The organism is Moorena sp. SIO4A5 (genome assembly GCF_010672005.1).
Classification (GTDB): domain Bacteria; phylum Cyanobacteriota; class Cyanobacteriia; order Cyanobacteriales; family Coleofasciculaceae; genus Moorena.
The window spans coordinates 1-6,801 of the sequence record NZ_JAAHHZ010000254.1; the positions used below are offsets into that span (position 1 = coordinate 1).

6 protein-coding genes and 1 pseudogene are annotated in these 6,801 nt (G+C 43.3%); 2 read left to right on the top strand and 5 right to left on the bottom strand.

Annotation, left to right across the window (positions count from 1 at the left end):
• Positions 1-1,042: hypothetical protein (locus tag F6K57_RS34085; RefSeq protein ID WP_293072353.1), on the top strand; the 1,042-nt coding region annotated here is incomplete at its 5' end.
• 111 nt (positions 1,043-1,153) lie between these two features.
• Here F6K57_RS34085 and pth read toward each other — a convergent pair.
• The 5 genes and pseudogenes from pth to F6K57_RS34110 all read right to left on the bottom strand — a co-directional run bounded on the left by pth (position 1,154) and on the right by F6K57_RS34110 (position 6,120).
• The gene (gene pth, locus F6K57_RS34090) at positions 1,154-1,798 is read right to left on the bottom strand and encodes an aminoacyl-tRNA hydrolase (protein WP_293019618.1); all 645 of its coding nucleotides are present in this window, start codon (positions 1,796-1,798) and stop codon (positions 1,154-1,156) included.
• A gap of 211 nt (positions 1,799-2,009) precedes the next feature.
• Complete coding sequence (locus tag F6K57_RS34095; protein WP_070391159.1) at positions 2,010-2,234, bottom strand: DUF2811 domain-containing protein; 225 nt, start codon at positions 2,232-2,234, stop codon at positions 2,010-2,012.
• Positions 2,235-2,953: 719 nt separating this feature from the next.
• A pseudogene (locus F6K57_RS34100) lies at positions 2,954-4,105 on the bottom strand (cryptochrome/photolyase family protein); the annotation flags it as partial.
• A 62-nt stretch (positions 4,106-4,167) separates the two neighbouring features.
• A complete protein-coding gene (locus tag F6K57_RS34105) occupies positions 4,168-5,364 on the bottom strand; it encodes an RNA-guided endonuclease TnpB family protein (protein ID WP_293072354.1) in 1,197 nt (398 codons plus the stop codon).
• A gap of 429 nt (positions 5,365-5,793) precedes the next feature.
• Positions 5,794-6,120, bottom strand: coding sequence for a cryptochrome/photolyase family protein (locus tag F6K57_RS34110; RefSeq protein WP_293072355.1), 327 nt, complete (start codon positions 6,118-6,120; stop codon positions 5,794-5,796).
• A gap of 387 nt (positions 6,121-6,507) precedes the next feature.
• Here F6K57_RS34110 and F6K57_RS34115 point away from each other — a divergent pair, with 387 nt between their 5' ends.
• Positions 6,508-6,657, top strand: coding sequence for a hypothetical protein (locus F6K57_RS34115; RefSeq protein ID WP_293072356.1), 150 nt, complete (start codon positions 6,508-6,510; stop codon positions 6,655-6,657).
• Positions 6,658-6,801 lie beyond the last annotated feature (144 nt).

Genomic DNA, 6,801 nt, shown 5'->3' on the forward strand with positions numbered 1-6,801 from the left:
CCATATTCTGATCAATCACTGGCATCTGAAACCAAACACCAGAAGAGCAGTCCAAGAATTGGTAGCTCTGTTTGATCATGTGCCGTCTCCTTTGAGGGTTCACTCTCGGGCTCCTAGACGCCTGCGGCAACTAATGCAGATGTTCAAAAGAACAGAGCAATATCTAACCTTGCAACGTCTGTCTATAGTAATGAATGATACACCTCAATACTCTAATGGTTCTAAGCCAGTGGCAAACTTGATTCAGCGGTACCCCTACTTATATGAACATTGCTTACTCAGTGAAGACAGCTCTCAGGAATATCAGCAAACTGTCCGGCAAGTTCAAGCTATGGTTCAACGGCGCTTTGATTGTGATTTATCTAAGTACGTAACCTATCAGGTGCGATGCGCCAATCTCAGGCGAAATCGGGCTATCACGAGTCCAAGACGAATTATTCAACCAGTGTCAAATCCCACATTGCTGACCGAACGAGAGTTGGCGAGTGCTCTCAAGCAGTTTTTTGGCAAAGTGCAAGGGTCTTACACTTACCAAGATGTTGCTCGTAGCTTCCATACCCACAGTCAGCACACAGCCTGTTTCAAAGACTTCAAGGAAGATTTATATGAATATTTGATTGCCTCGATTGACCCAGCCTATGGGAAGCAACAGTTTAACAAGCGATTGTATACTCATTTGCAAAACACCTTGCCTGAATGGGATTACCAAACGCCCAATGAATTTATGGTGGTGCGCACCTGTACTCAATTGTTAAACTTTTTGGTGGTGGAAAGCCCTAAACGCCCCAATCACTATACATTTGTTGATTTGATTACCAATCTAGGAACCACCATTACCACTGGACTATTGATCAAGATAGTATTGATCTGCCGTAAAGTCAAGCCCTATTTAGAAAAGCGATTTTCGATTTTGTTTAACCACTACGAGTCCGAAACCAGAAACAGCGTACCCTGGTTAGTCCCGTCTCTGGAAAACTTGAATATTGCCTTGAGTGTACACTTTGGCTCAGCTGATATCTCCTGCCTTAATCAGATTATGTGAGTTATTGCGTAGCGCTATAACTAGAGCTTGTAACTATAGCGTTTATCATACCTATGAGGTACACAGGATTTTTTTCCACTTCCGACTTCCCTACTCCCTACTCCCTACTCCCTACTCCCTACTCCCTGTTCCCTTTGCTATAGTTGCTAGATTCCGATTATTGTAGAGACTCATTGCTTTTTCCACACCTTGCTTAAGAGACAGTTCAACCGCCTCAACTGCTAGTTGGACTACCTCAGACATTAACTGGGCTTCCTGGGGTGAAAATTTTCCTAGGACGTGGGAGATCGTGTCTGGCTTCTGACTGGATTTGCCGATGCCAATCCGCAGGCGAGGGAAGTTTTGCGTACCGAGATGGGCAATTGCGGATTTCATGCCATTGTGTCCTCCCGCTGAACCGGAAAGGCGTAGACGCAAACGCCCTACTGGTAAGTCCATATCATCATAAATGATCAGGACTGACTCAGGTTTTAGCTTGTACCAATCAGTCACCGCCCGAATTGCTTGTCCAGAGCGATTCATGTATGTAAGAGGCTTAAGCAAGCTGAGCTTATTTCCTTTTAGTCCAATTCCTTGACCAAACCATCCCTGAAAGCGGCGATGTTCGTTTCCTACAATCTGTAATCGACGTGCGATCGCATCGACCACTTCAAAACCGATATTGTGCCGGGTGTTATCGTACTTGGGTTCGGGATTACCTAAACCCACAATCAGTTTAGGAATTATACTCTGTCCGGTTGTTTCGATAGTGCTCATACTCAAAAATCGTTTTGGTCATGGGTAATGGGTAATGGGTAACCCATTACCTACGGTTTATGATCTAGATGTTTCCGGACATCATAACAAGGGAGTGGGGAATAGGGGGAAGCTGTGCAGGCATGGGTGCGGAACTTGACACGTCATACTTTACATGTTATATGTCACACGTTATATTTAACACGTTATACTTTTCCCCATCCCGGATTAACTACGCAGGATATTGAAATAACGATTCCAGATAGACACGAGCACAAGCGCGATAACTCTGGGACGTTTCTGGAGTCTTACCAATACCATTTTGGAGCAAAAACAGAGAAAGTGCTGCTGCGAAGACCCGGTCTTGGTCCCAGCTAGGATGGGTTTCTAGGTAGCGCTTGAGAGACTCGTGCAGGTCTTCGGGGATTTCTGCCAGGATACTTACAGTTGCGTTCATATTCACCTCTTCATATAAAGGTATTTTTGGAAAAAGCCACCTGATTTCAAGAACTTCAGATAACTGCCTTGGCCAAAAGAAAGCCAAGACAAGCTAGCACCGAAGCACTGAATTTTGATGCCACCCTTGCTTTAGTTCAGAACTATCCCCAAATAGGGTAGGGTAGTCCGTGCTAACCCCTGCTAGTGGGCGTAGGTTAGCTTAGAGCAAATTTTTTTATAGGTTGGTCGCACCATTTTCATCTGAAATGGGGTGGGTTTGTCAATGCTGCGAAATATTACAACTCTTGTTTAAATTCCGAAAGGTATACGAACTAATCAGGGTTTGAGGCGCTTTTTGGTTACATAACTTTACATAAACTGCGGTCTTAACTGCTGCGGAATACTAAGTCGGGAAAATCCCCAGTAAAACTGGAATACCTAATGCCACCGTTGAGGCTTGTGGAAAACTATGGGAAAACTGTGGAAAAGGTTGAAGCTCTGTGTGGAAACAGTGGGGAATCTGTGGGGGAAAGTTGGGACAAACGATAAGAATTCTTACAGTTTCGCGCTTCGGTGGAAAACTGGTGACAACAGATGGGGCAACTGTGGATTGTGACCCCTGATATATTAGTTAACTAAAACTAGTTAACTAAATTTAGCTAACTATTTAATTGACTCCTTAAGGAAGAAAGAGCAATGAAAAAAAATATAACCACTGACTAATTGCTTATAACATAATTATGTGGTATGTTCGGGTATATTGTCGCTACGCCACCTTAGAGCCTCTTCACGAATTTGTTGTATGTCTTGATCAGAGATTCTGTCGATGTGAGACAAGACTAAACTCATGCGGCCTTGAGCCTTGAGTTGGTCACGGTGGCGGCAAAGAAAATCCCAGTATAAGAAATTAAAGGGACAGGCTCCCTGGCCAGTGCGCTTCCGAGGATTGTAACCACAACTGCTGCAGTAGTCGCTCATTTTATTGATGTAATTAGCTGATGCAGCGTAAGGTTTGGATGCTAGGATGCCGCCATCGGCAAACTGACCCATGCCAATCACATTGGTTTGCATCACCCAATCATGGGCATCGATAAAGGCTCCATGAAACCATTCTTCTATAGATTGAGGCGAAACTCCAACAATTAGAGCAAAATTGCTCAACACCATCAGTCGCTGAATGTGATGGGCGTAACCGGTGCGTTCAACCTGACTCAAAATTTGGCGTAAACAGTTCATGTCTGTTTTCTCAGCATGCCAGTAAAAGTCAGGTAGGGGCTGGGTGTGGTTGAACCAATTGCTTTGGGAGTAGTCAGGGTTCATATAGATATAAATACCGTGCATATATTCCCGCCAACCCAGGACTTGACGAATAAATCCTTCTGTGCTGCTTAAGTCGAGTTGGTTTTGGTGATAAGCATTCTCGACTGCTTTAATTACTTCCTCAGGTTGGAGTAAGCCGATATTGAGGTAAGGGGAAATTAGGGAGTGCCACATGGTATCTTCGTTGGTGACCATGGCATCTTGATAGGGACCAAAATTGGGTAGGCGATGGTGAATGAAAAAGTCTAATACTTGAAGAGCTTGATGGCGATTGACCGCCCAACGGAATGGTTCTGTTTTTCCGTAGCTGGGAAAGTTTTGAGCATTAACGGAGTTGATCACCTCTTGGGTGATTGGGTCGGGTTCAAACCAAAGGGCGTCTGGTGGATTTAGATTACGTTTTGGGGGTTTACGATTTTGTTTATCGAAATTCCATTTCCCACCAATTGGCTTATTTCCTGCCATCAAACTATTAAATCGCTTGCGCCCGACCCGATAGAAGTTTTCCATAATCAGACGTTTTTGAGATTTCGCCCAGGTTTGAAAATCAGACTCGCTCCACAGAAAATGATTGTTGGGATTGACATCCTCCCGCCGCTAAATCATAGATTATAGCGGGGGATTCCTAAGACTCACGACTTAGGTTTCTGTTTCCTTCTCCCCTTTGGGGAGTTTTTCGCACCAGCCTTTCGAGATTTACTCTCTTCGGGTCTTACGGTCGCTCCGCAGACTGAAACGGCAAGCCCTGCCGCCAAAATATTAGTTGATGCGTTAATATCACGATCGTGATGAGCGTTACAGAATGGGCAATCCCATTCCCGAATATTTAAAGGCAAAGAATCAACACGATTTAGACATACAGAACACAGCTTGCTACTAGGGAACCATCTGTCAATGGAAATAGCTTCACGATTATACCAGTCTGATTTGTATTTAATCTGACGAATTATTTCCGCCCAATTGGCATCATTGATAACTTGAGATAATTTGTGATTCTTAACCATGTTTTTCACAGCTAAATCCTCAAACACAATCAATTGGTTTTCTCGGACTAGTTGAGTAGTTAGCTTGTGAGTAAAATCTTTTCTAGTATTCTTAATTTTTGCGTGTATCCTGGCAACTTTTAACTTTGCCTTGTAACGATTGTTAGATCCTTTTTGTTTTCGCGACAAAGCTTTTTGGTACTTAGCTAATCTTTTCCTAAGTTTCTTAAAGTGTTTGGGATTAGCGATTTTGTCTCCGTCACTAGTTGTAATTAAACTAGAAATTCCTAGGTCAAAGCCAACTTGTTTATCCGTTGGTGGTAGACTCAAATCTCTGTAGTCATTAAACCTTATAGAGATATGCCAACGGCCAGATGGATCCAAAGTAACCGTAACAGTACTTGGGTTGCAGTTTTCAGGTAATTGACGACTCCAACGAATAGGTAAAGGTTCTTTACATTTGGCAAGATAGATTTTACCATCTTTCCATTTGAAAGCTGACTTAGTGAACTCTGCACTACCACCATTACGCTTTTTCTTGAAGTTAGGATACTTAGCACGACCTGCAAAGAAATTAGTGAAAGCAGTTTGGAGGTGTCTTAACCCTTGTTGAAGGGGCACAGAACTGACATCGCCCAAAAAAAACAAGTCATCTTGTTTTTTCCATCCTGTCAACATCAAAGAAGTTTCCTTGTAGCTTACACGTCGGGAGCGTTCATACCAACCTTTTGTCCTAGCATCTAAAGCTTTATTGTAAACAAGTCTTACACAGCCTAGAGTTCTCCTCAACAGAGTTTCCTGTTCAGGGGTTGGGTAAAAACGGTAACGGTAAGCTTTTTCGACCATATTTACTCCTTGAAGTACACTTACATTTTAAACTCTTATATGTAAGATGTCAAGTGGACGCAATTCATGAGGGGCTGTGTGCGGAACCTGCGTCCGCACTTTATACGCCCCGTCTCCCGCTAACCCTACGGGTATAACGTGAGTCTTCTTGCTCTTTTAGATAAAGGTAATTTGGCAAGTTAGTTTTAGGTTGCCAATTATTTCGGCCTGAAGGAGTGACAAACAGGCTTAAAAGCCTTACTGGGTGTGGGGTGTAGGGTGAGGGCGAACGGGGAATATCAGGAGCTGGTTACGTTGCGACGGGACGGTTTAATCAGGTTTCGGACCCAAGAAAATCCCTGGGCTCACTCCAAATTCCCTTCTATTTTCCCCACACCCCACACCCCACACCCCACACCCTGTCTAGTTTAATGCCTTGTTGTCACCCCCTCAGATTTCTGCAAAGGGTCGGTCATTGGGCGTCATTACCCGTAGTTCGGTAATCGTATTTTTTGTGACCCAGGCTTGGAGAGGCGTTTCAAAGTCGTCTGCTGTTTTATAGCTGACTGGCCAATCTTGGGTGCGTAATTCCTCAGCAAAGTGCCGCATGGCTGACCAAATGAATACCAGTTTTTGGCGGTGGTAACGTCTTTGTTGGACGTAGCTTAGGGATTCAATCAGAATTACTGGCGTATTTTGATGGTTTTTTTGACAACTGTTTAGGGCTGATTGTTCATTCCAAAGTTGATCCCCTAGTACCCAAATCCCGATAGTCATTATGGCTGATGCTTTTTACTGTATTGATATCATACAATAACTTCAGGGATTTTTGTCTTGAGTTTTAGGAAGTAGGGAATAGGGAGTAGGGAGTAGGGAGTAGGGAGTAGGGAATAGGGAATAGGGAATAGGGAGTAGGGAGTAGGGAGTAGTCAAAAAAAGGGGGTAATTAGATTAAAAAGTACCCCTTATTAAGGGTGATTTATGGGGATATTAATCAGAGATTAACAAAACTTACATGCTGCCAAATTCGAGCCTAATTCAGCAGTAATAATAATTAATTTTTATGTGTTTTTTTAGGTAAAATAAATCTAATAGTTATATAGAGCAGCTATAAATTGGTTTATAACTGCTCTATATAGCGGTTATATAGCGGTTTTTAGTCTAATGAGGTACACAGTATTTTTTCCCTGTTCTCTGTTCCCTATTCCCAGATCCGCTGTTCCCTACTCCCTACTCCCTACTCCCTACTCCCTACTCCCTACTCCCTACTCCCTGTTCCCTAAAATCCAGAACGAAAGTACCTCACCGAATTAAAAACCGCTATAAAAACTGCTAAATACTACATATCTCAAGGCGAGAGAAGAGAGATACGCCACCCATAAAAAAGGCAAAGTATGCCCAACCGGAAAAGAATCCGACATAGCTGACTGGTAGATGCCCCTGGGGAGCATTGAGGGT